Annotated in this window: 20 protein-coding genes; 17 read left to right on the forward strand and 3 right to left on the reverse strand. The window is 40.2% G+C overall.

The window, feature by feature from the left end; all coding sequences use genetic code 11:
* Window positions 1-36: 36 nt before the first annotated feature.
* Both RMY27_RS04755 and RMY27_RS04760 read right to left on the reverse strand, forming a co-directional pair.
* Window positions 37-534 (reverse strand): hypothetical protein, encoded by a 498-nt coding sequence (locus RMY27_RS04755; RefSeq protein WP_322660900.1) that lies wholly within the window; start codon window positions 532-534, stop codon window positions 37-39.
* Window positions 535-640: 106 nt separating this feature from the next.
* Window positions 641-784 carry a hypothetical protein gene (locus RMY27_RS04760; RefSeq protein ID WP_322660902.1) on the reverse strand — a complete coding sequence of 48 codons (144 nt, stop codon included), beginning with the start codon at window positions 782-784 and terminating at the stop codon, window positions 641-643.
* Between the two features lie 239 nt (window positions 785-1023).
* On the opposite strand from RMY27_RS04760, the gene RMY27_RS04765 reads away from it, so the two are divergent.
* Window positions 1024-1257, forward strand: a complete 234-nt coding sequence (locus tag RMY27_RS04765) for a hypothetical protein (protein WP_322660904.1) — start codon at window positions 1024-1026, stop codon at window positions 1255-1257.
* 373 nt (window positions 1258-1630) lie between these two features.
* Entirely contained in the window at window positions 1631-2782 is a 1152-nt protein-coding gene (locus tag RMY27_RS04770) for a hypothetical protein (protein WP_322660906.1), read from the forward strand.
* Window positions 2783-3034: 252 nt separating this feature from the next.
* On the opposite strand, the gene RMY27_RS04775 is transcribed toward RMY27_RS04770, so the two are convergent.
* Window positions 3035-4420: a response regulator gene (locus RMY27_RS04775; protein WP_322660908.1), complete on the reverse strand. Its 1386-nt coding sequence runs from the start codon at window positions 4418-4420 to the stop codon at window positions 3035-3037.
* 747 nt (window positions 4421-5167) lie between these two features.
* Here RMY27_RS04775 and RMY27_RS04780 point away from each other — a divergent pair.
* The 15 genes from RMY27_RS04780 (at window position 5168) to hepC (ending at window position 24756) form a co-directional block, all read left to right on the forward strand.
* Window positions 5168-5842, forward strand: coding sequence for a vWA domain-containing protein (locus RMY27_RS04780; protein ID WP_322660910.1), 675 nt, complete (start codon window positions 5168-5170; stop codon window positions 5840-5842).
* 51 nt (window positions 5843-5893) lie between these two features.
* On the forward strand, window positions 5894-6676 hold the full coding sequence (locus RMY27_RS04785; protein ID WP_322660912.1) for a PP2C family serine/threonine-protein phosphatase: 783 nt from the start codon (window positions 5894-5896) through the stop codon (window positions 6674-6676).
* 57 nt (window positions 6677-6733) lie between these two features.
* The gene (locus tag RMY27_RS04790) at window positions 6734-8896 is read left to right on the forward strand and encodes a tetratricopeptide repeat protein (RefSeq protein ID WP_322660914.1); all 2163 of its coding nucleotides are present in this window, start codon (window positions 6734-6736) and stop codon (window positions 8894-8896) included.
* Between the two features lie 327 nt (window positions 8897-9223).
* Window positions 9224-9997: a glucose-1-phosphate cytidylyltransferase gene (rfbF, locus tag RMY27_RS04795; RefSeq protein ID WP_181932741.1), complete on the forward strand. Its 774-nt coding sequence runs from the start codon at window positions 9224-9226 to the stop codon at window positions 9995-9997.
* Window positions 9998-10106: 109 nt separating this feature from the next.
* Window positions 10107-11321, forward strand: a complete 1215-nt coding sequence (lhgO, locus tag RMY27_RS04800) for an L-2-hydroxyglutarate oxidase (RefSeq protein WP_322660915.1) — start codon at window positions 10107-10109, stop codon at window positions 11319-11321.
* A 572-nt stretch (window positions 11322-11893) separates the two neighbouring features.
* The gene (locus tag RMY27_RS04805; protein WP_322660916.1) at window positions 11894-12922 is read left to right on the forward strand and encodes an SDR family oxidoreductase; all 1029 of its coding nucleotides are present in this window, start codon (window positions 11894-11896) and stop codon (window positions 12920-12922) included.
* Between the two features lie 221 nt (window positions 12923-13143).
* Complete coding sequence (locus RMY27_RS04810; RefSeq protein ID WP_322660918.1) at window positions 13144-14097, forward strand: glycosyltransferase family 2 protein; 954 nt, start codon at window positions 13144-13146, stop codon at window positions 14095-14097.
* A 37-nt stretch (window positions 14098-14134) separates the two neighbouring features.
* A complete protein-coding gene (locus RMY27_RS04815; RefSeq protein ID WP_322660920.1) occupies window positions 14135-15142 on the forward strand; it encodes a glycosyltransferase in 1008 nt (335 codons plus the stop codon).
* 50 nt (window positions 15143-15192) lie between these two features.
* Window positions 15193-16056, forward strand: coding sequence for a phytanoyl-CoA dioxygenase (locus RMY27_RS04820; protein WP_322660922.1), 864 nt, complete (start codon window positions 15193-15195; stop codon window positions 16054-16056).
* A 21-nt stretch (window positions 16057-16077) separates the two neighbouring features.
* Window positions 16078-16923: a phytanoyl-CoA dioxygenase family protein gene (locus tag RMY27_RS04825; RefSeq protein WP_322660924.1), complete on the forward strand. Its 846-nt coding sequence runs from the start codon at window positions 16078-16080 to the stop codon at window positions 16921-16923.
* Between the two features lie 132 nt (window positions 16924-17055).
* Entirely contained in the window at window positions 17056-17601 is a 546-nt protein-coding gene (gene rfbC / locus RMY27_RS04830; protein ID WP_322660926.1) for a dTDP-4-dehydrorhamnose 3,5-epimerase, read from the forward strand.
* A gap of 360 nt (window positions 17602-17961) precedes the next feature.
* Window positions 17962-19275 (forward strand): NAD(P)H-dependent oxidoreductase, encoded by a 1314-nt coding sequence (locus RMY27_RS04835; protein WP_322660928.1) that lies wholly within the window; start codon window positions 17962-17964, stop codon window positions 19273-19275.
* A 520-nt stretch (window positions 19276-19795) separates the two neighbouring features.
* Window positions 19796-20896 carry a glycosyltransferase gene (locus RMY27_RS04840; RefSeq protein ID WP_292813754.1) on the forward strand — a complete coding sequence of 367 codons (1101 nt, stop codon included), beginning with the start codon at window positions 19796-19798 and terminating at the stop codon, window positions 20894-20896.
* 122 nt (window positions 20897-21018) lie between these two features.
* Window positions 21019-23247 (forward strand): polysaccharide biosynthesis tyrosine autokinase, encoded by a 2229-nt coding sequence (locus RMY27_RS04845; protein ID WP_322660930.1) that lies wholly within the window; start codon window positions 21019-21021, stop codon window positions 23245-23247.
* Window positions 23248-24048: 801 nt separating this feature from the next.
* Complete coding sequence (hepC, locus tag RMY27_RS04850; protein WP_322660932.1) at window positions 24049-24756, forward strand: heterocyst development glycosyltransferase HepC; 708 nt, start codon at window positions 24049-24051, stop codon at window positions 24754-24756.
* Window positions 24757-25089 lie beyond the last annotated feature (333 nt).

Raw genomic sequence — 25089 nt, forward strand, 5'->3', positions numbered from 1 at the left:
TTTGTTTCATAAAAAAGCGTGTCAAAAGTTGACCATCTAATTTTTACTAACAACAATTTTAACAATGTAGTCTTTGAGTGCGATCGCCTTTTTGCTATTTGGGTACGGGGAAACCCCTATCAATGTCACCGAATATTTATCTAAAAATTGAATTGGTAAAGCATCACGACCTGGCACAAGGGTTAGCGTTAACGTTGAAACTTGCTTACCATTTTTTATGATGTCTAATTCAATAATAACTTGCCCTTGCCAAATACAAGTTACATCAGAAGGGCACCGAGAATCCTGGATAACTTTTGAAAATTTTATTTCAATATTGTCAGTGGGGAGGTAAGCTGTCCTTCCATATCTCAGATAAAATGGAGTATTTAAAGTAGTTCCAACTCTAGCCATCAATTGTTGATGATTACCTTGAGCAATTGATTTAACTTCTATGCTTGAAGGCTTGATATTTGACAATATTCCATAGCTAGGAAGACAATTTGCTCCACCAATCAATGTTAATATAACTGCTGCGCTTACTACACTTTTCATTTTTTATACTCCATAGTTAGGAATTTTATTATTAGTTGAGCCAGAAAGCAGGCTGATAAATTGTTCTATGTTCTGCTAGAGTGAAGCTTTAAAAGATAAAACGCAATTAGCTAACTTTTGTGCGTAGGCGCAGCCCTTCTCCTATCGGAGACGCTCTTGCTAGCTTGCTTCCCCGGAGGGGTACGGGTGCGCTCAGGAAGCGCCCGTCGTAGACATTGCTTCTTGGATAACCATTACGATTGAGAACCATTTGGTTTCTCACGCTTGAGCTAAAATACCATAAATCGAGCAATCTAAATACACAAGCTTTTTTCTGATTTCAAAAACTTCAACAGCGCTTTTCAACAATTCGTTGCTTAATTTATCTTGAGGATTCACTCTAGTTTTACTTTCTAGCACTATTAGTCCATAGTTTAGCAATTATTACATTATGTAAAAGGGACATTATTTTTCTCTATTCTCAACAAGCCCAGCTTATTGAAATGAGCAATGATCGCGATTTCACAAGGCGTAGCCCATCGGAGATATGGCTTTGAGACTTGGAAAATAAATCAAAAGAGAAATACTGATTTGTCTCGTTGGTTCTTAACATTGGTTGTGATCGCGAGTAATTTAGATGCGTTTGCTCTGGCGATCGCAGAAATTGAATCTTTCAAACTCGATCAAACCTCACAAGTAATATTTTCTTACTTACACTTAATAGACTACAAAAATAAAATTTGATTTTTTTTAGTGTAATTGCATTGCATTTTATTCTAGAACTTCAAAGAGGTAAATTTGCCCTGTTTGAGCCGAAAAATAACTGCAAATACTCCTACTCAAGCATTCACCATAAGGATTGCCGGGCAATTTATTGAAATCTACCTGAACAATATCGAAAGAATAGACAATCGAATCTAAAGAATCGGCAATCCAATCTAAATTTTGTTCATTTGAAATGGAGATCTAATTTTGTATACTTTTGCTAAGTATAGTGCTTGCTGTTTTTATTAGTATTTCTTTATTGAAAATGAAAGTAAAAAAATGCTTTCATTCATGTCGTTGATCTTCCTCTTGATAGAGGGATTTCAGTTTGGGTAATAGGAGTTTAATTCTAATGGCAACTTCTGACAATAGCAATCAAACTGTTGGGTCACAAAGTACTAACAACAATCCAACTGGTAATGGTAATTTTTCTTTCAGTGATGGCAAATGGCAGTCTACCGATGGCAGCAGTTTAGATGGTAGTAATACTTTCGCTTCCTTCATCGGTGGTGGCAACTCATCCACAACCAGTGAAGATGGAAAGTACAAATATAATTACGAGCGACCACTTGACGAGCGGGCTTTAACTGATACTAATAATCCGTTCAATCAACTCATTGGAGTCCTTGGCGGTGATATTAGTGCGTTAGGTGGTAGCAACCCTTTTTCTGGTGGTGGCGCATCTAGTGGTAACGCATCTGGTGGCGGTAGCAACCCCTTTGCTGGTGGTAACGCATCTGGTGGTGGCACATCTAGTGGCGGTAGCAACCCCTTTGCTGGTGGTGGTGGCGCATCTGGTGGTAACGCATCTAGTGGTAGCGGCAACCTCCCTGGTAACTTACCATTTGGCAACACTCCGCCCTCCAAGGAAAGTGGTAGCAACCTACCTGAAACTGGCAACGGTCAACCTGTACCTTATAAGAGCGACAACTGGATATCTGATATTCAAAACTTAGATGGTGCAAATGCTATCGGTAACAGTGGCCAAGGTAACGGTAACTGGCTATATGGTAGTAACAACACAACCGACGGTAATGGTAACTGGAATTTTGGTAGCGATAACACAACCAACGGTAACGGTAATTGGAACTACGGTGATGGCAGCAAAATCGAAGGTAATGGCAACTGGGGCTTTGGTAGCGATAGCGCAACCAACGGTAACGGTAACTGGAACTTAGGCAATAACAACGACATCCTTGGTAATGCTAATACACTACCTGGTAGTAAAAACGATATCCTTGGTAGTGGCAACACTGCCAATGTAACTAACAGCAATCTCCTTGGAAACCGGATTGAAGCCAGTGGTGATGACAAAACACTCGTTGGTAATGAAGGCTGGAATTTCTCTGTTGGTGGCGAACTGATATCGCTAGGTAGCACTACGCCCAGCCAAGATATAGGAACTGATGTCAGAAGTTTACTCAGCAGTTCTGACCTTGTAACATCCGCCATATCAAATCCAGGCTACAACAATCCAAATTATGATTTCTCTACCATAGCCTAAAATTTTGTAGCAGACAGGAGCCAGTTTTTGCATCGGTAAGCCTGTCTATTGTGGCAATAGGCCTTTTCGCTAACTTGAGTTAATTACATTCTGAATACAATACTTCTGGGTTAAGCTTTGCAGTGTGCAAGAATCAACCTTCTAGCACTTCAAAAATTTCAATCTGTAATTAACCCAGAAGTATTACTCTTTGAAAGGTAGTGGTTAAGCTACAGATTCTTCTAATTACAAATTACCAATTACGTAGTTAATTTAAGTCAGATGCATAAAGACTATTTTCAGTAATTCGGCGCGAGTAAAGGGTTTAGTCAGATATCCAGAAGCCCCAACTAATTTCGCTTTTACTTTGTCTACAATCCCCTTATTCCCAGTGACAAAGATAATAGGAGTGTTTTGAAATAGTGAATTATTTCGTATAATCCGGCACAACTCATAGCCATCGATTCCTAGCATGTTTAAATCCAACAAAATTAAATCCGGTTTGTGCCTTATAATTGACAAAACTGCTTTCACTGGATCGTTAATAGTCACTACAGAAAAATTTTCGTTTTCTAAGAAATAACTGATTTCTTTAAGAATTGTAGGGCTATCATCTACAGAAACGATTTTGTGGACTTTTTGTACCGTTACCGTAGCAGCCGTTACTCTTTGGGAAGCAGAATTTATGTTATTTGATATTGTTGATTCTTGAAAGTTTTCTTTTGGAGGAGTAGAAATCTGTGGTAATCGTTGAACAGGAACTATTTTATCTTCAGGAATATTTGGGGAAGAATTGACAGAGCTACTTAGTTCTTGTTTGGTGTCAACTAACCCTGAAATCAATTTTGAGAAAAGCGATTGCTCCTCAAAAATCTTTGGTAATTTATCAAATGGTGGATCGGGTTCATGGAGGATAATCGCACCCTTAAGAATGTAAGGGTATAAATTGCGAGCTAATTGAATTTCATCTTGATTCAAAATTACAGCCAGATGACACAGGCTAAAACCCTTCATCCAGTTAATTAAATCTGGCTGTAGATTTGGTAAATCTTGATCGTCAAACTTGCTGTTAATCAACAGATATGGACGTTGATATAGAGAAGAAATTTTAGGTACAAAAGCCTGCCAATTCTGTAATCTTACTTGGCAATAATCTAGAATTTTTTCTACACCTAGCCTGCAAATTTTTGGCATTTTCTCAATTGGTTCTGTTAATTCATAAGTACCTTCTTTGATGAGTAAAAATGATTCAATGACCTCTTTAACTAATTCTTGAATCAGCACTGCTGCTTGTGTAGAATGTAGATGTTGTTGACTAACAAGCCAGGATATAGCCTGATACTCAGCAGGGTGGCTTCTCGAATTACTGTCATCTTGGATTAATTGACTGTGTGAGTCAAGTTCAAACATCAGCCGTACTTGAATGCGAACCTCGTTAGTAAGGAGTGGAATTTGCTGGCTGAGGCGTCGCAAATGGCGTTCTAGTCGATCAAAGGGTTCCACGGAATGGGTAGCGTAAGTTATTTTGCCCTGTTCTAAGTAAATCGACCAAGCAACTGAGTTACTCAATACTTGTAAACAAGTACTGTCGGAACAATTGGATAATTGTCTTAACAAACTTAGAGGGCGTAGTTTGGTGAATGTACCTGAGTTATTCATATTTTTCAAGTTTTTTGCGGAATCAACAACCGAACATTTGTAGATTGAAAATATGATCTATAAAGTATTCTCTTCTTTGTAATATCTTTCTAACCACAAATTATTTATTTGAAAATATGTACATATATTAAAAAATGTAAGGTTTCTAAGTCGTTTGTTACATTTAGCACATTTTACTGAATCTGTCTCAAAGAGCAAGTAGGTATGAATAAAGGTAAGCATCTATCATAGCTAGATTATCAGTAGATGTTGGTTAATTCTGGATTTTACTAACTACTGACAACTTTTGAGTGAAGACCTTAATAATGACGTTTATTTATGCCCACTCACTTCAAGATGCAAATTTGATTCCAACTTCGCGTAGTTACACTGGTATACTTCTAAAGTTAACAAGCTTAATTATGGTTAATTACTTTTCCTTAAAGAAACGATTCTTCTACATAAAATCTTTAAAAACTTATCTAGGAAAGTTTACGTATTTATTGTACTGTAGGTTTAATGGATATAACTTTTTGGTAGATACATTACAACAGGTAATGCTGGGTTTTGATAAACTCTTTTTTGCTAAACTAAGCTGTGCTCAAGTTCATCTTAAATATATAGAGAACTTCATGAAAATAATTTGTTTAATAAAGATTAGAGCATCTACCAATAGATACTATATTCTGTAGTCGCCTTGGCGATTGAAACTATATACTCTGAGCAAAGGGAAATAAAGCTTTGGACTTTAACATAACACAAAAAGTTATGCATGATACATTAAGACTTGATGAAGTAGTAGAATTTGCTGAGAACCCAGAACCCCGTTGTCCTTGTGTACTTTTATTAGACACATCTGGGTCGATGCAAGGAGAGCCGATTGAGGCTTTAAATCAAGGTTTACTAAGCTTAAAAGATGAATTAGTCAAAAATTCCTTAGCTGCCAGACGGGTGGAAGTGGCGATCGTCACTTTTGATAGTAATATCAATGTAGTACAAGACTTTGTGACTGCCGATCAATTCAATCCGCCGATTTTGACAGCCCAAGGCTTGACTACAATGGGTGCAGGAATTCATAAAGCTTTGGACATAATTCAAGAGCGAAAATCTCAGTATCGTGCCAACGGGATTGCTTACTATCGTCCTTGGGTATTTATGATTACTGATGGAGAACCGCAAGGTGAGTTAGAGCAAGTGGTAGAGCAAGCATCCCAGCGCCTACAGGGAGACGAGGCGAACAAGCGGGTAGCATTCTTTACAGTTGGAGTAGAAAATGCGAATATGACGCGTTTAAATCAAATAACTGTACGTACTCCCTTAAAGCTTAAAGGATTAAATTTTATCGAGATGTTCGTCTGGCTGTCAACTAGTATGTCGGCTGTTTCTCATTCACAAGTAGACGAACAGGTAGCACTACCGCCGATTGGTTGGGGAACTGTTTAATGGAAAATCGCAGCTTGATGTTTACACAGCTAGCTGCTTGAAAAAAAATTTATGAACATATCAAAACAGATTGCTCAATGGCGGATTGTGGCTGCGTCTGTATGTGGTACAAGCCACTTAAAAAACAATCAATTATGTCAGGATGCTCATCACTGGCAGATATTGTCAGATAATGTTTTAGTGGCGGCCGCAGCAGATGGCGCGGGTTCTGCTAGCCTTGGGAAAGTGGGAGCGATGGTTGCTGTGGAGACAGCAATCGAAAACATTTCAACCAAAGGGCTGACCCGAAAAAGTTTGACTGATGATATCGTGGTGCGATCGCTCTTAAATGATGCCATACTAGCCGCCAAAAAAGCTGTAGAGGATGAGGCGGCTACTTGTGACAAACAGCCTCAAGATTTAGCAACTACCTTAATTATGCTGGTTGCCACACCAGAAGTTGTAGCTGTAGTTCAGATAGGTGATGGTTTGGCAGTGGCAAAAGATCGTCTGGGCAATCTGCTGGCACTAACTACGCCTGACAGCGGTGAATACATCAACGAAACCACTTTTTTAACTTCGCCTAATGCCTTAGATACAGCACAAATGAGATTATGGCGCACAGACATAGTAAACGTTGGTATTATCACCGACGGATTACAAATGCTGGCTTTGAATATGGTTGTTGGCGAACCTCACAAACCATTCTTTTTTCCACTGTTTGAATTTGTCGCCAATACCGAGGATAAGACAGAAGCGAAGGAGCAATTAGTAAAATTTTTACGCTCAGAGCGGATTACGCAACGCACTGATGATGATTTAACACTCATTATAGCCGCATTCAACGACTCATGAGCAATCGATTTACAGGTTTCACATCTTACAATAACTTCCGTTAGCGGTAATTTCATTATGCAGGTACTACGTTGTTCCCCCAGAAAAGAAATCCTCAGCCTCAATGTCAGTTTGGGACGTGGCGGTGAAGCTTGTGTTTATGCAGTGCCATCCGATAACGACTTGGTGGCGAAGATTTACCACAAGCCAACCACTGCCCATGCTGAAAAACTCCAGGCGATGCTTGCCAACCCGCCAGAAAACCCGACGGCGAGTTTAGGGCATATCTCTATCGCTTGGCCAGAGGATTTATTACGGGCGGCAGATGGCAAAAATAGCATCCTGGGCTTTTTGATGCCACGTATTCAGGGTATGCGTCCAATCATTGACTTTTACAACCCCAGAACCCGTCGGCAACACTGCCCTTTATTCAACTATCAGTACCTGCTCCGCACGGCTCGTAACTTGGCGGCAGCTTTTGCCGCTTTGCACGCTAGTGGATATTGTATTGGTGATGTGAACGAGTCTAATATCCTCGTCAGTGATACGGCACTGGTGACTTTGATAGACACAGACTCTTTCCAAGTAACCGACCCAAACAGCGATGTTGTTTATCGCTGCCCAGTAGGTAAACCAGAGTTTACTCCACCAGAACTACAAAATAAAACTTTTGCCCAGCACGATCGCGAAATCTCTCACGATTTATTTGGGTTAGCGGTGCTAGTATTTCAACTTTTAATGGAAGGCACCCACCCCTTTTCGGGGATTTTTCAAGGTGCAATTGAGCCACCACCTTACGAAGCCCGCATTGCATCGGGTCATTTTACTTACAGCCAAAAGCGCTACGTACCCTACCTACCTACTCCCATTGCCCCCCCTTGGGAAATTCTCCATCCCAGCTTACAAGAACTATTTGTCCGTTGTTTTGAAGAGGGTCACAACAACCCACAGTTGCGCCCCAGTGCCCAGACTTGGCTCTCAGCAATCGCTGAAGCCGAAGATTCCCTGATTACCTGCACAACAAATCCCCAACATCGCTACAACAACCACATGCGTAGCTGTCCGTGGTGCGAACGTACCGTGCGATTAGGTGGACGCGACCCCTTTCCATCACATCGGGCTATAGAAGCTAGAGAACATCTCCAACCGCGAATCAAAGCGAGAAAACGCTACAATCAGACACCGCATTTTCCGCAGCGCGCCATGTCACCGCAGCTAGCTAATTACTGGCAGCCAATGACTCCCAGCGGTTCATATAAACCTTCCAAAAAGTCAAAGTTGTACCCGATTATTTGTTGTTTGCTGGGTTTTGGTTTATTGGGATATGCAGACTTAATGATTAAATTTACTCAGCCGTTGGTTTCCCAAAATGCTTACACCCAACAAACAATCAAACCTTCCCAGCCAAATAACAAACTCAGCTTTGCTGATTCTTATCAGCAGGGTTATATTGCTTACAAAGAGCGAGACTATGACAAAGCAATTGTCAACTTTAGCCAAGCAATTGAACAAGAACCGACACACGCTAGAGCAATTGTAAATCGTGGCAATGCCCGCTATAACTTGAAAGACTATGAAGGAGCAGTTACAGATTATAGCCAAGCTCTGAAAATCAATCCCAATCAAATCAAAGCTCTGGTAAATCGGGGCAATGCTCGCTATATGCTCGCCGAATATAGCAACGATCCCGATCGGGAATATAATCTAGCGATCGCAGATTATAATCGAGCCATTGGTCTGGATAATAATGAAATTGAAGCTTATGTCAGACGGGGGATTGTCCGCGCCCAAATGGCTAAATACAGCGGTGAATCTCAACAAGCTTACAAAAAAGCGATCGCAGATTTTACTCAAGCCATACAACTTAATATCTCCAAAGCCGAAGCTTACTTCCAGCGGGGCGTTGTCTATTATCAAATTGCTCAATATAGCAGCAATTATCAGCAAGAATATAATCAAGCGATCGCTGACTTTAACCAAGCATTAACTCTAAGCCCTAAACTAGCAAAAGCATATCTCAAACGAGGTATGGTTCGCTATGAACTGGCACAGTATGGCGGTAGTGAATCTAACAAAAACCAAGCGAAAGCTGTCGAAGATATACAGGCATCTGCCAAAATATTTCTTGAGCAAGATGACATGGATAATTATCAACAAGCACTCAGTAATATGTGTGTAGTCATCGAAAACAAATGTGACCCTTTATTCCAAGGCTCAAGTAACATGGAAAAAACTAACTAGAAATAAGTAAGTTTTGTTACTTGCATATAATTGGTTTTGATTGAAAAAATCAAGCCTGACTAGGGTTAGCGCCAGCTAACCCTAATTATTTTATCGGTGATATTTTTATTTCATTGAGTAATTTATTTCTGTATTTATAGATATTCATAGAGCTTTTATATAGAAAAGATTTTAATTTATCTTACCTTTATAATTTCATCGGAAATTACAGTTAGATTATTGACGGAGAAACAGAAATCAGAAATACATTTTTCTCCCTTGAAGTGCATCCTCTTCATCTCGCAAAAGTCAAATAATCATATCCCTACAAATCTCCGAGGTAATTGCATGAAAGCGGTGATTTTGGCTGGAGGTCTTGGTACACGCCTCAGTGAAGAAACCAGTATTAGACCCAAGCCGATGGTTGAAATTGGTGGTAAGCCAATTCTCTGGCACATAATGAAAACATACTCTGCCCACGGCATTAATGACTTTATCATTTGTTGTGGTTACAAAGGTTACATCATTAAAGAGTATTTTGCTAACTACTTCTTACATATGTCAGATGTTACCTTCGACATGCGCTTTAACCAGATGAACGTGCATTCTGGTTATGCAGAACCCTGGCGCGTCACCTTAGTAAATACGGGTGATAATACAATGACAGGCGGACGCTTAAAGCGAATCAGCGAACATCTTGGTAATGAGACTTTTTGCTTTACTTATGGCGATGGTGTCAGTAATATTAATATCACCGAGCTAGTTAAATTTCATAAAGAACAAAATAGCTTAGGAACACTCACAGCCGTTCAACCAGCTGGACGTTTTGGTGCTATTTCTTTAGGATATGAGCAAACCAAAATCACCAGCTTTCGGGAAAAACCTGAAGGTGATGGAGCTTGGATTAATGGCGGTTATTTTGTGTTAGAACCAGAAGTAATCAACTTAATTGCTGATGACTCTACGGTATGGGAGCAAGAGCCATTAGAAAAGCTAGCTGATATGGAACAGCTATCAGCTTTCAGACATGATGGGTTTTGGCAACCAATGGATACTTTACGTGATAAAAACTATCTCGAAGGGCTGTGGAAAAACAACCAAGCTCCTTGGAAGGTATGGTAAGAAGAGTTAGGAGTTAGGAGTTATGAGTCAGGAGTCAAATAACAAATGACAAGTGACAAATGACAAATGACTTTATAGATTTACTGTAATTTGAAGTGCGATAATACTAATGTATGATTTTGCGATTATAGGTGGGGGAATAGTTGGACTCTCGACAGCGTTGGCTTTAGGAAAACGCTATGCCAATGCCCGCATTTTAGTACTAGAAAAAGAGAGCCAATGGGCATTTCACCAAACTGGCAATAATAGCGGGGTAATTCATTCTGGTATTTACTACAAACCAGGGAGTTTCAAAGCTAAATTTTGTCGTGATGGTTCTCGTTCAATGGTAGAATTCTGCCAAGAGCATGGAATTGACCATGAAGTTTGTGGTAAGGTAATTGTTGCAACTGAAGAACAAGAACTACCACGCTTAGAAAATCTCTACCAACGCGGCTTAGACAATGGCATAGAAGTTAAGAGAATTAGCCCCGAAGAAGTCAAAGAAATTGAACCTCACGTAAGATGCGTAGGTGGGATTCGGGTATCCTCAACTGGTATTGTTAATTACAAGCAAGTTTGTTTGAAATATGCCCAGCTAATTCAACAGCAGGGTGGAGATTTACACCTGAATACAAAAGTCCTGAAAATCTCTCCAAGTGGTAAAAATCAGGTACTGCAAACAAACAAGGGTAGCTTTGAAACCCGCTTTGTAATTAATTGTACTGGATTGCATAGCGATCGCACCGCCAAACTAGGTCAAGTTGAACCCCAAGCCAAAATTGTCCCATTCCGGGGAGAATACTACGAACTCACCCCAGAAAAACGCTATCTAGTCAAGACACTAATCTACCCAGTTCCCAATCCAGATTTCCCCTTCTTGGGTGTCCACTTTACCCGGATGATTGATGGTAGCGTCCATGCAGGGCCAAACGCGGTTTTATCCCTTAAACGCGAAGGTTACAAAAAAACCGACTTTGACTTACGGGATTTTATGGAAGTCATCACCTATCCCGGTTTCTGGAAGTTAGCAGCTAAACACGCTGATGAAGGCATTCAAGAAATCATTCGTTCTTTTAGCAAAGCAGCCTTCACCAGAAGTTTACAAAAACTAATTCCCGAAGTGCAAGCAGAAGACTTAGTTCCCACCCATGCAGGAGTTCGCGCTCAAGCCTTAATGAACGATGGCAAGCTTGTAGACGACTTTTTGATTGTTTCCGGTCAAAACTCCATTCATGTTTGCAATGCTCCTTCTCCTGCTGCTACATCTTCTCTAGAAATCGGCAAAGCGCTTGTGGCAGAAATTCCCCAATTTTCGCATCTAGAGAGTGTAGTCACTGCATAGATATTATAGTTGTTATTTCCGGGACTGCTGAATGAAAGGATGAATCTTGTATAGTGGGCATCTTTTCCAGCCTGGAAATACAAGAGACGGGTAAGATACCCATCTCCCAAGAAAAAAGTGTAGTGCATCAATTAAGAACCGCTATAGAGTCCTGTTACCCAATGGGCTAGTCGGCAACTATGTAATAACTGTTAGCCGTATACATAGCGCTTCTGGTTTTAGTCCAATGACCTAACCCCCAACCCCTTCGCTACAAGGGAATGGGAGTAATATCATGTCCGGTTAAAGACTTATCATTAAGACCGCAGAGGAGCGGAGGGGCAGAGGGGCAGAGGGGATGGGTTTTTGGGCTTTCTGCATAGAGAAAGGGAATTATAACTAATTAGCCGGACATGATATAAGATTCAAAGCCTCTCTCCTCTTAGGAGAGAGGTTTGGAGAGAGGTCAAGTTATTGCATACCAACGAAAAATATAGCGGTTCCCTCTTAGATGCAACACCCTATAGGGCGAATATCTGTGCGTCCCTACTAAACGAAAAATTTAACTCATCAATACAAAGGAATTAACCACAATGAAAATATTAGTAACTGGTACAGAAGGCTATCTAGGTTCACTATTACCACCTCTGTTAATCGAACGAGGACATGAAGTTATTGGTCTAGATACCGGCTTCTATAAAGTTGGTTGGCTTTACAACCCTAGTGGAGTCACACCCAAAACCCTCAACAAAGATATCCGCAACATCACTCCTGATGATTTGGAAGGGATTGAAGCCATAGTTCACATGGCGGAACTCTCCAACGACCCAGCCGGACAATTAGCACCCAATATTACTTACGAAATTAATCACGTAGGTTCAGTTCGTCTGGCTAGCCTAGCTAAGGCTATGGGTGTGCGTCGCTTCGTATATATGTCTTCGTGCAGTGTCTACGGTGTTGCTACCGCAGGTGATGTCACAGAAGAATCCGCAGTTAATCCCCAAACAGCCTACGCAGAATGTAAAACTCTGGTAGAAAGAGATGTCGCACCACTCGCTGACGATGACTTCTCTCCCACCTTTATGCGGAATGCAACAGCCTTTGGTGCTTCTCCCAGAATGCGCTTTGATATTGTTTTAAACAACTTAGCAGGGTTGGCATGGACTAGCAAAGAAATCAAAATGATTAGTGATGGCACACCTTGGCGGCCATTAGTCCACGCATTGGATATTTGCAAAGCAATAGTCTGCACCCTAGAAGCACCACGAGACATTGTACATAACCAAATCTTCAACGTGGGAGATACAGCGAATAACTATCGCGTTAAAGAAATCGCGGAAATTATTGCTGATGTTTTTCCAGATTGTAAATTGTCCTTTGGTAACAACGGCGCAGATAACCGCAGCTATCGCGTATCCTTCGAGAAAATCAACACAATCCTACCCGGATTTAAATGTGATTGGAATGCCCGACTTGGTGCCCAGCAGCTATTTGATTTATTCAGTCAAATACACATGGCTGAAGATACTTTCTTGTTTAGAGGATTTACTCGTTTAAAACAACTAGAGTATCTAATTCGGACAGAGCAAATTGACAAAGATTTCTTCTGGAATAAAAAATAGCTCAAGTTGCCTAGCCGCAACGGAAAAACAATTTAAGCTTCCGAATCAATAGTATTTGATTCGGACTTATTCCATCCATCAAATTATTTGCAATCAGCAAGTTAAATTTTATGGCGCTCACCTCAGCATTAGTAATCGAGTTAGCCATCTGAAAGCTAAATAAATTGCTGCTAGACTGCATCTCTACATTTTGAGAAAAAGCCAAAGAAACAAAGCAGAAGATGAATAAATTGCTGACTATTGCAATTCCTACATTCAATCGTGCCCAGATTTTAGATAAACAACTTGCTTGGTTAGCCAGATCTATTAAAGGGTTTGAGTCTGACTGTGAAATCTTTATTTCTGATAATTGTTCTACAGATAATACTCAAGAAATTATTAAGAAGTGGCAGACAATTCTTAGTAATGTAACATTTACATCAAATAGAAATAGTGAAAATATCGGGGTCATGGGTAATATTGTCTGTTGCTTAAAAGCTCCAACTAGTAAATATGTTTGGACAATTGGTGATGACGATCCAATTCAAGATAGAACTCTAGATTATGTGTTAACAACACTAAAAAAACATTCAGATTTAGCACTAATGTTTTTAAACTTCTCTGGTCGTCAAAAACAAACAGGCCAACTTGTCGTCGAACGCTGGTTGAATAGCGATAACGACGAACTAAAAGTTGATGGTAAAACTGTATTTCAAAGTTACCTGAATGAAAATTTTGGTGGTGTACTTTTTATATCAGCAGCAATTTATCGTACAAATCTAGTGCAACGCGCTTTACAAAAATGGCCGTCTGCTACTAATAATTGGGCATCTCAAGCATATTGGACTGCATTTTGTGCTGCTCATGGAAGTGTCATCGTCACTAAAGACACTTATTTAGAATGTACTATGGGCGCTAGTTTTTTGGATCTCGACCCGACATGGAACTTTAAAATGCGATATGCGTACATACCTGAAGTTTATATAAAACTACTAAAGGTAGGATATCCTCATAAATTTTGTCAAGAAATGATTTGGCAGAATTTCCACCAAAAAACTAACTTGAGAATCCTATTAGGTGCTTTTAAACGTTGGCCTTTATTGACAATCAAGATATTTCTTTCTTACCTACGTTTCTTAAGCATATCAGCTTGGGGAATTCTTTTTCCACCCAAACAGCTAGAGACTAGCCTGTAACCATTCATATATCAATTTCTTAACTCCTATTTTTACTATGCAGAAATTACTGACCATTGCTATACCGACTTATAATCGTGCTGAATTACTGGATAAACAGTTAGCATGGTTAGCTCAAGCTATCAAAGGTTTTGAAGATGATTGTGAAATTTTAGTTTCTGATAATTGTTCAACAGACAATACTCAGGATGTAATTAAAAAATGGCAAATAATACTTAGCAGTATCCCATTTAAATCAAATAAAAATCCTCAAAATTTAGGCGTTGTCAAAAATATTATGTACTGCCTAAATTCTACGACAACAAAATATGTTTGGACGATTGGTGATGATGACCCAATCCAAGATAGAGCCATTGCTTATGTGATTAGCAAACTTAAGCGATATGAAGATTTATCATTATTGTTTCTCAACTTTTCCGGTCGGAACCAAATTACTGGTGAACCAGTTCATCCACCAACAATTGTTGGTAATCGCTGGTTTGATATAGATAGTGAAGATGGTGATGGTGATGGTAAAGCTATATTTGAGCATTGTTTCTCAAAAAGTGTCGGTGCAGTCATTTTTCTGACTGCGACAATCTACCGCACTGATTTAGTGAAACGCGCTCTACAAAATTGGCAAGATGCTGAGAATAACTGGATATCTTTAGCATATTTAGCCGGGTATTGTGCCTCTAATGGTCGTGTAATTGTCACGAAAGAGACTTATTTGGAATGTGTTGTGGGTGTGAGTTATTGGCAGAAAGAACCAAAATCTGCACTGTTAATGCAATACAAACACATACCCGAAGTAATTTTGAAATTGGAGCAGAGTGGATATTCTAAGCAGTTTTGTCGGCGAATGCTTTTACAAAACGGTAAAGAAGTCAACTTAAAAGTTTTCTTAGGTGCTTTAAGAAGATGGCCTATGTCTGCCATTAAGACAGTAGTCCCATTTTTGGCTTTAGTTGGTTTATGTGCTTTTGACGTGATGGTTTCTAAAGAATTTAGTTTAGCAGAATCAAGTGAAATATCTCCTCAAGAAATGCGAAATTATAAACCATAAACTACTAAACTACTGATAAATTACCATTGAAATTAGAAAGAATTTCCCGCATGTTTAATGTAATTAAACGCAAAATATTTACACTATCCGCTGACTTGCAATATTATCTAGCTCGTTGGAAGCATAGCAGAAATCTGCCAGCATTGGAAGGGCGCGATGTCTACGACGGGCTACGCCTACGCAATATCCTCAAGGCTCTCAAAAAAGACGGTGTTTATGTCACAACACTGGCAGATTTAGGCTTCTACTCTAGCTCTGAACTGCTCAAAGCTGCTTACCAGCAATTGTCTCAGATGGAAAATCCCAACAACGACCATCTAGATGAAAAGCTACCACAAATTTACACAGTTACAGGTTTACCAGAATTTTATGCCTGGGGAATGGAGAAAAGACTTCTCAATCTCATCGAAAACTATATTGGTCTTCCTATTGCTTTTCACGGTGTACATTTACGTAAAGATTTCCCTAGCAAACATCAGTTTGGCACACTACTATGGCATGGCGATTCCGAAGACCGTCGCATTATCAAAATCTTTATTTACTTGAATGATGTCGAAGAGAAAACTGGGCCTTTTGAATACATTCCCCGCTCTTTAACTTCCTTATTTAGTTGGAATTATATGCGCCTTTATTACAAGCTTTGGAGGTCAGGCTATAGGGGCATCGATGATGAAGAAGTGAAAACAGTCATCCCCAAATCAGCTTGGAAATCCTGCCCAGGCCCAGCAGGTACTGTCTTGATTGTAGATGCGAAAAATACTTTGCATCACGGCACAGTTCGCACAGAAGAACGCTCAACACTATTCTTTTGTTACACCGCTAACCCTCCTGAAAGACCAGAACTCTGTACCCAATACTGGGATGATACTTATCCCAGAGCAGAGTTAAGGCAGCAAGTCGAAAATCGCCAATAGTGTACTCAAATTAGTCATGCAATGCTGATCAAGATTAAACGCAAAATATCTTCACTGGGATCTGAGGTAGTTTACAGATTAGCACTTTTAAAACACGCTGCTAATTTACCTGTGCTAGAAGAAGGCGATCGCAAAGTTCTTGATGATCTTAAATGTGATGGTATTCATATTACCACACTTGCTGAATTGGGATTCGATTCAACACTAGAATTACTCAAGGCAGCTTATGGTTATTCGTCACAAATGGAATCTGGCAATCATGACGATTCACATAAAAAATTTCCCCAAGTTTACACAGTTACATATTTACCTGAATTTGCTACTTGGGGAAGCGAAAAAAGGCTCCTAAACATCATTGAAAACTACATTCGTTTGCCAATCATTTTTCATGGTGTACATCTCCGCAAGGATTTCCCTAATAAAAATCAGTTTGGTACACAACTATGGCATAAAGATGCAGAAGACCGCCGCATGATCAAAATTATTATTTACTTAAATGATGTTGAAGAAAAGCATGGGCCCTTTGAATATATTCCAGCTTCTTTAACCTCTTTATTTAAATTAAACTATTACCGTACTTACTACAAGCTTTGGAAATCTGGTCATTTAGGCATCACAGATGAAGAACTAAATGAGATTATCCCGAAAGAGGCTTGGAAATCTTGTACAGGAGCGGCAGGAACAGTCATTATTGTCGATCCCAAAAAAGCCATACATCACGGTACATCACGCACAGAAGATAGGCTAACTTTATTCTTGTGCTACACTTCTAATTCTCCCGAACGTCCAGAAGTTTGTACTCAATATCGAGACAATACTTTTCCCAGACCAAAGTTAACTGAACCAGTCAGTAATAGCACCATATAGCTCAGTTAAAGCAAGCTGCTTGTTACTATAAAAATCTGCTCAAGACTATTCTTGATAAGATTTTTAACAAGTTAAGTTTTCAAATTTGCCAAGTTTTCTTGTCGTCAATATCTTTATCAAGGTTATTCATTCATGATTTTCACTCAAACTGCACTCAAAGACGCATTCATCATTGATTTAGAAGAAAAGCCAGACCACCGTGGTTTTTTCGCTCGGTCTTTCTGCGCTCAAGAATTTGAAGCACACGGATTAAAGCCAACAGTTGCCCAATGTAACCTGTCTTTTAACTATAAAAAAGGCACTATCCGGGGAATGCACTATCAAATTCTGCCAGCCGCAGAAACAAAATTAATTCGCTGTACTAAAGGTGCAATCTACGACGTAATTATTGATATGCGTCCTGAATCCCCTAGCTTTTTATCACACATTGGTGTAGAGCTAACCCCAGAAAATCGCCGCGCTTTGTATGTTCCAGAAATGTTTGCTCATGGCTATCAAGCGCTCACAGATGAAACTGAAGTTGTATATCAAGTGGGTGAATTTTACACCCCAGGATATGAAAGAGGTTTACGCTATGACGACCCATTCTTTAACATTGATTGGCCTCTAGATGTGACTGAAATCTCCGAGAAAGATTTAAATTGGCCTTTGTTGAGAATGATGACTGTTGGTGTATAGAATATTCTCTGTACCAGGTGTTTTTCGCACAATACACTGGCTCCTCTGTAGAAGATAAGGTACTTCCAAAAAATATACCATCGCTATAGAAACAGGGAGCAGGGGGAGGGAATATGTAAGAGCAAATAATACCCAAGAAAAGTTTGCCCAAGCCTACAGAAATGCTGTGGAGCAAATTATCAAAAATTATAGCTGGAAAAACAGACTGCTGTGATAGCATCTAGCAAGCAACCATTTAGTAGCTATCATTAATGATAATTTCCATGAAAATGTACTTAATATTTAGCTGTAAAAAATTTTAAGTGCAAAATTATCGAGAATTTGTAACACAACAAACAGTTCTAAAAAGGAGTTTAGTTCATGATTATTATCGATCGCGCCTTACAAGCCCGTGCAGCAGCAGGAAATCCTATCAAAGTGGGAATGATCGGTGCTGGTTTTATGGGTCGAGGAATTGCCAACCAAATTGTCAATTCAGTGCCAGGAATGGAGTTAGTTGCTATCTCTAATCGTCAGATTGGTGCAGCTAAACAAGCTTATTCGGAAGCAGGAATTGAAGATATTCAAGTTGTTGCAACTATCAGCGAATTAGAAGATGCGATCGCTAACGGTAAGTATGCAGTCACAGAAGACGCTAAGTTACTGTGTCGGGCTGAAAACATTGATGCATTAATCGAAGTCACGGGTGCAGTGGAATTTGGCGCTCAGATTGTTATGGAAGCGATCGCCCATTGCAAACATGTGATTATGATGAATGCCGAACTCGATGGCACCATTGGCCCCATCCTGAAAGTGTATGCCGACAAAGCAGGCGTGATTCTCAGCGCTTGTGATGGCGATCAGCCAGGGGTACAAATGAACCTTTATCGCTTTGTAAAAAGCATTGGTTTAACTCCCTTATTGTGCGGTAACATTAAGGGACTCCAAGACCCCTATCGCAATCCCACCACCCAGGAAGGATTTGCTAAACGTTGGGGTCAAAAGCCCCACATGGTGGCTAGCTTCGCCGACGGAACCAAAATTTCTTTCGAGCAAGCGATCGTTGCCAATGCCACAGGCATGAAAGTCGCCAAACGGGGAATGTTGGGATATGACTTCAGCGGTCATGTCGATGAAATGACCCAGTTATATGATGTTGAACAACTCAAAGAACTGGGCGGGATTGTCGATTATGTAGTTGGAGCAAAACCAGGCCCAGGCGTATACGTATTTGCCACTCACGACGACCCCAAGCAACGCCACTATCTTAACTTATACAAATTAGGCGAAGGCCCGCTTTACAGCTTCTATACTCCTTATCACCTCTGTCATTTTGAAGTTCCCTTGTCCGTAGCGCGTGCTGTTTTATTTGGTGATGCCGTTATGTCTCCACTAGCAGGCCCGCTAGTAGATGTTGTCACCACTGCCAAAATCGATCTGAAAGCAGGAGAAACCTTAGATGGCATCGGCTACTACATGACCTACGGACAATGTGAAAATTCCGATATCGTCCAACAGCAAAATCTTCTACCAATGGGTTTAGCTGAAGGGTGTCGCCTCAAACGAGATATTTCTAAAGATCAAGTCCTCACTTATGAGGATGTAGAATTACCTGAAGGCAGACTCTGCGACCAACTACGAACTGAGCAAAACACCTATTTCGCTCCAGAAAAAATCTTAGTAGCAGTTGGATAATATCGGTTCTCAAAACATTTGCCACAAATGAATTAGCTGTAGGGGTGTACAGCTGTACGCCCTTAATACGTTTCGGATAAGATCCCCCCGCCTGCGGCGACCCCCTTAAAAGGCAGGGCTGTTTCATTCGTTCAGATCGCGATTTTGTCAACAGTATCAGCCAAAAATTTGAGTAAGTTGGTAATCGAAAAATTACGGCTTCAACCGATAAATTTAAGTGCGATCGCCTGGTTTTTGTCTGAATTGGATTGTTAACAACCTGATTTTTTTGACTGATACGCTTGTAAATTAAGGACTTTTAGGGAATGAAACAGCCCTGCCTTAAAAGGGGGGTAAAAAGAAGAAAAAAGCCCCCCTTTTTAAGGGGGGTTGGGGGGATCTCCGAGGTACTTACCAACGTATTTGTAACAATAATTTCATCAAGAGGATAGAAAGCTATACTGCGGGACACTAAAGTTGTTGATAGTAACTTGCTGGGGAGCGTTTAAACAAACCCGATCGAAACTTTAGGTCAAATTTCATGAAAATTGCTCTCGTCCATGATTATTTAACCCAGCGAGGTGGGGCAGAGCGTGTGTTTGAACTGCTTTGTAAGCGCTATCCCGAAGCAGATATTTTCACATCTTTGTACGATCCCCAAAAAACGATCGATCTAGGCGATCGCATAGTTAATACAACCTTCTTGCAAAAGATTCCTGGTGCAGCAAAATATTTCAGGTCAATGGCTCCTCTATATTTTCCTGCCTTTCGTGCCTTGGATCTGCAAGACTACGATTTAATTATTAGTAGTAGCACCAGCTTCGCTAAAGCAGTACGAAAAAATCCCAATGCCCACCACATTTGTTTTTGTCATAACGTCACCCGTTTCTTATGGGATACAGCAACTTATTTAAGAGAGTACGGGGACTATAGATATTTTGCTCCTTTAATCGAACAAGTATTTCAAGTCATGAGAAAGGTAGACTTGAAATATGCACAGGAGCCTGACCTTTACATTGCTAATTCTAGTGTTGTTGCCCGCCGTATTGAAAAGATTTATGGCAAAAAGGCAATGATGGTGAACTATCCAATTGATACTAGTAAATTTGTTTTTTCAGATATAAAAGATGAATATTATCTGGCCTCCGCCCGGATGATCAGTTATAAGCGACTTGATATAATAGTCGAAGCTTTTAATTGGTTGGGGTGGCGGCTATTAATATCTGGTGACGGGCCAGAACTAGCACGGTTAAAATCCAAAGCATTACAAAATATTGTGTTCTTGGGACACGTAAGTGATAGAACCCGCAAAGACTTGTTTTCCAAAGCCAAGTCTATTATTGTCGCAGCCTTAGAAGATTACGGATTAGTTCCAGTCGAGGCTAATGCTAGCGGTACACCAGTCATTGCTTATGGAGCCGGTGGAGTATTAGATACTCAAATACCAGGTGAAACAGGAGTCTTTTTCAAAAGACAAACACCCGAATCTCTACAAATTGCATTACAAGAAGCCAATGGTATTTCTTGGGATTACGATCGCATCCGTAATCATGCAGTAGCAAATTTTTCAGAAAATGCATTCTTTGGCAAGGTTGAGCAAATTATCAATCAAGCTTGTGGCGTGCAGCAATTATTCATTTGATTTCTGAATTTTCCACTATCAGATTATCTATTTATTTACTCTCTCCTTATTGGCGGCTCGTAAAAAAATAGGTATTTTTCGGAGAATCTCTTAGCGTAAGTCTTGAAGACAAGGATATAAAAGTGGTTCAAACTAGTCTAAATCCTCATCTAGCTCCAGCTTCTGAAAATGAACCAAGTTACGGGCAAATGTTTGCCGTATTTGTGCGAAGATTTCCTTGGTTCTTAGCAGTATTAATTAGTTCTATTGCGATTGCCAGCATAGTAACTGTAAAGACAAAGCCTACTTATAAAAGTTCTATGCAACTGCTAGTAGAACCTAACTATCAAGGTAAAACGGAAGGTGGTGCGGGGGTAGACAATCAGTTTACTGATTCTAATGTGGTCATAGATACTGCCACTCAGCTTAACTTGATGCAAAGTTCGGGACTAATCCAAAAAGCAGTTGATAAACTTCAGTCTAATTATCCAGATATAACTTCAGCTGAAATTAAAGCTTCTTTGGTCTTAACTCAAATCAGGAGCAAAGAAGATAATGTCGCTACTAAAATCTTTCAAGTTGAATATACTGCTGGAGATCCTGAAAAAACCCAAAAAGTTTTGGATGCAATTCGACAAGTTTATCTGGAATATAACAAACAACAACAGACTTCGCGTTTACAAAAAGGTCTGCAAATCATCAGGGAACAGTTAAGTAAAGCCAGTGAAGAAGTAAACGCAGCTGAGACAAATTTACAAAGATTTCGCAGAAATCAGAACTTAATCGATCCAGAATCACAGGCCAAAGCAATTGAAACAGCTTTAAATAATCTTTCCCAAGAAAGACAGACAACTCGCGCTCAGTATGGGGAAGCTTTAGCACGCCAAAAATCTTTAGAAGAACAACTTAACCGTTCTCCCCAAAATGCTTTAGTTGCTTCTCGTTTGAGTCAGTCTACTCGCTATCAAGGCTTACTAAACGAAATCCAAAAAAGCGAATTGGCACTAGCACAAGAACGCTTACGCTTTACAGATCAAACTCCGAGTGTGCAAAAGCTCAAAGAACAGCTTCAGGGTCAGAAAGAATTATTGCAACAAGAAGTAGGAAGAACTTTAGGCGGAAAGTCTGCTGGTGCATTCACGAATGGAGATTCTCTTCTCGAAAAAGGACAGCTGGGCCAAATCGATCTCAGCCTTGCCGGTCAGTTAGTAGAAACGCAGACAACTATAGTTGCTTTAACTGCTCGCGATCAAACTTTGGCTCAGAAAGAAAACGAGCTACGTTTTGAAATCAAACGCTTCCCGCCTCTGTTGGCTTATTACAATCGGATGCTACCACAGTTGCAATTTAGCCGTGAAAGGTTAGAGCAGCTTTTAAGAGCAGAACAACAATTGCGACAAGAACTTTCCAAGGGTGGGTTTAATTGGGAAGTGGTGGAAGATCCCCAAAAAGGCGCACAATTAGGCCCCAATCTCCAACAGAATTTGCTGTTAGGTGCTGTGGTTGGCTTAATGTTAGGAGGCATTGCTGCCTTTCTTCGCGAATCGGCTGATGATGCAGTTCACACCACTGCTGAATTAGAGAAGCAAATGGCCATGCCATTGTTGGGAACAACTCCCAAGTTACCGCCAGCCAAACCCAGAGAATCAATGATCAAGTTGCCTTTTGGCAAGCCAGAAGTTCTCGCCCCCTGGACGATTCAGGTATTGCAATCTCCACCGCGTTGGGAATCGCTGGATCTGATTTACAAAAACATTGAACTTTTAAATACTGTTACTAATTTAAAATCTTTGATGATTACCTCGGCTTTAGCCGATGAGGGTAAATCAGCTTTGGCGTTGGGTTTGGCAATGAGTGCTGCTCGTTTACACAAAAGGGTACTGCTGATTGATGCCAACTTACGCGATCCCAGTTTGCACCATCAACTGAATCTTCCTAATGAGCAGGGACTTTCAACTTTATTGGCGAGTGATACAACTCTACCCAACCAAATTAGTCTTCAATACTCAGGCTCCGCCTACATCGATATTTTGACCGCTGGCCCCAAACCTACCGACCCAGCTAATTTGTTGAGTTCCCCTCGGATGATACAATTAATGGCAGCATTTGAGGAAAACTATGATTTAGTTCTGATAGATGCGCCCCCAGTTCTCGGTTTGGTGGATGCCATGCTTACCGCATCATCTTGTCGTAGTGTGATTATGGTGGCAAGCATTGGTATTGTGACGCGAAGTCAGCTTAATCAAGCGACAGCTATGCTGAGTAAGTTAAATCTGATTGGGGTTGTCGCTAATGGGGTATCAAATAGTAGTAATTATGTACCTAATGTCAAACAACAGCAATTAGCTCTACGTCAAGCTGTAGAAAAGTAGCTAGTACTGCTAGATGATAAATCCCCGACTTCTTAAAGAAGTTGGGGATTTTGCGTTTTTTCTCGTTTTTAGCCTCTGGTTAGAAATTTTATTGGGCTGCTGCCGCGAGTAAAGGAGGCGGAGCCTCAAGGACGGGCATTCCCAGTCTGAGACTGGGAACGAGACAATATGCTAAAAGCTGGTTTTAGACTGCTTTTATCTTAAATTGACAGCAATGATTCATGAATTGTCCCTGCGTTTTGATGAACCAAATTGAATTTTGTTGCTATCGGGAAGAATTCAGTATATTTATGCTATCTTTATGATTTTTAAGAGAAATCACTGACTCTTTGAAGAATAAATAAAGAAGTTATTTGAGCGATCGCTATTTCTACATAGTCTTATATTCTAGAGATTAAAGCACCTTCATAAAGGCTAGAAGACAAGAGCAGACTGGTTTTTCAAATCTATCGAGACAATGAACACCTCAGCGTAATTAAACGTTGACATAGATTCATGGGTAATTTCCCTCTACACTTCTCTACTGTCAGTAGTTTCCGGAAAATCAAGATTTGCCCATGAATGTTAATAGTAGCGGTGATTGCTACCTATGTAATTAGTATCTGTCTAATTTGTACATCTCTACATCAGCAGAATTTTACGCAATACGTGCTTGGCTGAGTGGCAAATACTATAACATATTTTTGCCCTCAATTCTCTCCAACTTTTTGGACTTACAACAAGATTCGGATTTGGGTCTTTGGCATTGATAGCCTTTGATAACGCCTCAGTAATTCACTCCTGTATAAACCCAAAGACATTATGACAACTTCAATAATTCCAACTCTAGAGAATTTATATGATGTAACCCAGTCACACCAAGATAATCGTGGGTACTGCACACTCCTGTGGCGACGGGGTAAGCTGCTGGTGAAGCCGCTTGGAGGAGTGAAACAACCATATCTGGCTTCATTAGATAATAAGCGATCGCTAGTAGAATGCTTACAACATTCTCCAGTAAGTTTGGTCAGCATAGATCCAAAATTGGGTGAGACTTTGCTCAAATTTTGGGCAGATGCATGTGAAGAAGCTCAAAAACCAATATTCTTAAACATACCTGCTGGCAATAAATTACCTAACCAACCTTTCAGACAATTGCACCGAGTAATTGATTGGATTACTACTTTCGTATTGCTGCTATTAGTAAGTCCAGTCATGTTGGGATTAATTGTATTAATGCAGGTTTATTCGCCAGGGCCACTTTTTTGTCATGAATGGCGTGTTGGGGAACGAGGTAAACTCTTTCAAGCAATAAGTTTTTGCACCCACAATAACACACCGCTAGAGCGTTGGATGGGTAAATACAATCTCGACAATCTGCCACAGTTATTTAACGTGCTACGGGGTGACATGAGTTTAACCGGATCTCGTTGTTGGACTTTGGAAGATGCAGTACAGCTAAATAAATTACCAGAAATTACAGCTTCCTGGGAAGTAGAGGCACAGTCTCACCCCATACAGTTCGGTTAAAGCGAAAAAGGAAAAAGGTGAATTCAAACCTTTACCCCTTACCCTTTGCCCTTTTCCCAAACCACAACGGATATCAAAAGTGCTTATCCGAACCGTATTATAGTCTCATCTGTTACATCTGGATAGCCAAACTCTGTAATTTATCGGTGCGGTAATTGATGATTTCATTTATCGCACCGAGGCCCAAAAAATTTATTTATGTAGCATACGATTCCAGGTAATTAGTTTTCCAAACGCGATAAATCGCATCTTTACATCAGGGTTTTGTCGCTCATTCTGAACTCTGTATCGATCTATAGAGGTCTATCTACCTTGCCAAACTATTATGATAAA

Source organism: Nostoc sp. DedQUE09 (assembly GCF_034530915.1).
Classification (GTDB): domain Bacteria; phylum Cyanobacteriota; class Cyanobacteriia; order Cyanobacteriales; family Nostocaceae; genus Nostoc.

Coding starts and splice junctions, on each gene's coding strand:
- RMY27_RS04755 (WP_322660900.1), bottom strand. CDS start 534: ATGAAAAGTGTAGTAAGCGCAGCAGTTATATTAACATTGATTGGTGGA.
- RMY27_RS04760 (WP_322660902.1), bottom strand. CDS start 784: ATGGTTCTCAATCGTAATGGTTATCCAAGAAGCAATGTCTACGACGGG.
- RMY27_RS04765 (WP_322660904.1), top strand. CDS start 1,024: ATGATCGCGATTTCACAAGGCGTAGCCCATCGGAGATATGGCTTTGAG.
- RMY27_RS04770 (WP_322660906.1), top strand. CDS start 1,631: ATGGCAACTTCTGACAATAGCAATCAAACTGTTGGGTCACAAAGTACT.
- RMY27_RS04775 (WP_322660908.1), bottom strand. CDS start 4,420: ATGAATAACTCAGGTACATTCACCAAACTACGCCCTCTAAGTTTGTTA.
- RMY27_RS04780 (WP_322660910.1), top strand. CDS start 5,168: ATGCATGATACATTAAGACTTGATGAAGTAGTAGAATTTGCTGAGAAC.
- RMY27_RS04785 (WP_322660912.1), top strand. CDS start 5,894: ATGAACATATCAAAACAGATTGCTCAATGGCGGATTGTGGCTGCGTCT.
- RMY27_RS04790 (WP_322660914.1), top strand. CDS start 6,734: ATGCAGGTACTACGTTGTTCCCCCAGAAAAGAAATCCTCAGCCTCAAT.
- rfbF (WP_181932741.1), top strand. CDS start 9,224: ATGAAAGCGGTGATTTTGGCTGGAGGTCTTGGTACACGCCTCAGTGAA.
- lhgO (WP_322660915.1), top strand. CDS start 10,107: ATGTATGATTTTGCGATTATAGGTGGGGGAATAGTTGGACTCTCGACA.
- RMY27_RS04805 (WP_322660916.1), top strand. CDS start 11,894: ATGAAAATATTAGTAACTGGTACAGAAGGCTATCTAGGTTCACTATTA.
- RMY27_RS04810 (WP_322660918.1), top strand. CDS start 13,144: ATGAATAAATTGCTGACTATTGCAATTCCTACATTCAATCGTGCCCAG.
- RMY27_RS04815 (WP_322660920.1), top strand. CDS start 14,135: ATGCAGAAATTACTGACCATTGCTATACCGACTTATAATCGTGCTGAA.
- RMY27_RS04820 (WP_322660922.1), top strand. CDS start 15,193: ATGTTTAATGTAATTAAACGCAAAATATTTACACTATCCGCTGACTTG.
- RMY27_RS04825 (WP_322660924.1), top strand. CDS start 16,078: ATGCTGATCAAGATTAAACGCAAAATATCTTCACTGGGATCTGAGGTA.
- rfbC (WP_322660926.1), top strand. CDS start 17,056: ATGATTTTCACTCAAACTGCACTCAAAGACGCATTCATCATTGATTTA.
- RMY27_RS04835 (WP_322660928.1), top strand. CDS start 17,962: ATGATTATTATCGATCGCGCCTTACAAGCCCGTGCAGCAGCAGGAAAT.
- RMY27_RS04840 (WP_292813754.1), top strand. CDS start 19,796: ATGAAAATTGCTCTCGTCCATGATTATTTAACCCAGCGAGGTGGGGCA.
- hepC (WP_322660932.1), top strand. CDS start 24,049: ATGACAACTTCAATAATTCCAACTCTAGAGAATTTATATGATGTAACC.